We start from the raw sequence: 1949 nt of genomic DNA, 5'->3' as shown, positions 1-1949 counted from the left end.
CGCGTTCTTCATCGTCATGGCCTGGCCGAGCCGCATGGCGTCGGCGACGCCGTCGAGCCAGTGCTCGTAGGTCCACAGCCGGCAGCCGCCGAGGGCGGGGCCGATCGCGCTCGAGTGCAGCGCGACGGTGATGTGCAGCCCCGAGCGCTCGCCCGTGACGGTCGTGACGCGTTCGTGCGTGAAGTCAGGAAGAGGTGCGGCGGTGGTCATGCGAGCTCCTTGACGCTCTCGGCGGGTCGGGTGGCGAGGCGCTGCGTGAGCTCGACGAGCAGGCGCGGGGCGTCGTCGCGCGGCAGCTGCACGCGCACGAACAGGGCGTCATCCGCGGCCGACCCGGCGACGGCGAGCGCCTCGCGCAGCTCGCCCGCCGTCGTCGCGTCGAGCACGCGTACGCGCGATCCGCCGAGCGCGGCGGGGATGAGCCGCCAGTTCCACGGCACGATGTCTTGGTACACGGCATTCGGGCTCTGGATCATGCGCTCGACGGTATACCCGGCGTTGTCGATGAGCAGGATGACCGGCGCGAGCCCGTGGTGGAACACCTGCCCGAGCTCTTGCACGGTGAGCTGCGCGGCGCCATCGCCGATGATGAGCACGGGCCGGCGGTCGCGGCGGGCGAGGCCCGCGCCGAGCATGGCCGGGATCGTGTATCCGATCGACGACCACACGGGCTGGCCGAGCAGGTCGCTGCGCTCGGGCAGGCGGAGGTCGAGAGCGCCGTAGAACGAGGTGCCGGCCTCGGCGACGACCGTCGTCTCGCGCGGCAGCCAGCCCTGCAGCTCGTGCCAGAAGATCGCGTGGTCGAGGGGCGCCGCATCGTCGGCGGCCGCAGGTGCGGCGAGGTCGGGCACCTCGATCGCCTCGGCGGGCGCGAACCCCGCCGCGGCGGTCACGCGCGCGAGCACCTCGAGCGCGTCGTCGAGCCGCACCTCGGGGTAGACGGCGTAGCCGATGCGCGCGTGGTCGAGGGCGAGCTCGACGGCCGCGGTCGGGTCGAAGGCCTGTGTGAAGAAGCCCGTCGTGAAGTCGCTCACGACCGTGCCGACCATGACGAGCAGGTCGGCCTCGTCGACGGCGCGGCGGGCGCGCTCGGTCTGCGTGATGGCGCCCATGTAGGTGCCGAGACTGGCCGGGTGGTCTTCGTCGATGACGGCTTTCGAGCCCACCTGGCTGGCGATGCGCACCCCGGGCAGGTCGGCGAGCGCGGCCACACGACCCTCGACCCCGCGACGGTGGATGCGCGGCCCGGCCAGCACCGTCACCGCGGCCTCCCCCGCGAACCGCTGCGCCAGCGCGCGCTCGAAGGCGGCGAGGGCCCCCGGCTCGCTGCCCCTCGCGCGGATCGGCTCGGCCAGCCCGGCCGCGCTCACCCGCGCGACCGCGACGTCGGTGGGCACCCCGAGGTACACGGGCTTGCTCGAGGTGAGCGCGACGGTCAGCACGCGGTCGATCTCGGCCGTGGCCGTCTCGGCGGTGAGCACGGTCTGAGCCGCCGTGACCTCGCGGAAGGCGCGCACGAAGTGCTCGTGGTCGCCGTCGAGCAGGCTGTGGTGCAGCAGGGCGCCGCTGCCGAGCGCGCCCGTCGCGGGCATGCCGACGATCGAGATGACGGGAACGTCTTCGGCGAAGGCGCCGGCGATGCCGTTGATGGCGCTGAGCTCGCCGACGCCGTAGGTCGTGACGACGCTCGCGATGGTGCGGCCGACGCGCGCGAAGCCGTCGGCGGCGTAGGCGGCGTTGAGCTCGTTGCTCGAGCCGATCCACGTGAGGCGGTCGTCGCTCAGCATCTCGTCGAGCAGGCTCAGGGTGAAGTCGCCGGGAATTCCGAAGGCGTGCGATCCGCCGCACTGCACGAGGCGGGCGGCGAGGTACTGGCCGATACTGATGGTCTCGTCATTGGTCACCATGACGAGAAGAGTGGCCCCTGGTGGATGCTCACGACAAGATCA

The 1949-nt window shown here is 72.5% G+C and carries 2 protein-coding genes; both read right to left on the bottom strand.

Annotated elements, in window-relative coordinates; genetic code table 11:
- Positions 1–210, bottom strand: a 210-nt coding sequence (locus ACTIE9_RS03070; protein ID WP_439564104.1) for a Glu/Leu/Phe/Val dehydrogenase dimerization domain-containing protein, incomplete at its 3' end; no start/stop codon positions are given.
- Positions 207–1907, bottom strand: a complete 1701-nt coding sequence (locus ACTIE9_RS03065) for an alpha-keto acid decarboxylase family protein (protein ID WP_439564103.1) — start codon at positions 1905–1907, stop codon at positions 207–209. The genes ACTIE9_RS03065 and ACTIE9_RS03070, both read right to left, overlap by 4 nt.
- Positions 1908–1949 lie beyond the last annotated feature (42 nt).

The sequence above is a fragment of the Microcella sp. genome (genome assembly GCF_051860105.1).
Classification (GTDB): Bacteria; Actinomycetota; Actinomycetes; order Actinomycetales; family Microbacteriaceae; genus Microcella.
Note: the sequence above shows the minus strand (reverse complement) of the source record. Positions and strands in the feature narration are given on the sequence as shown.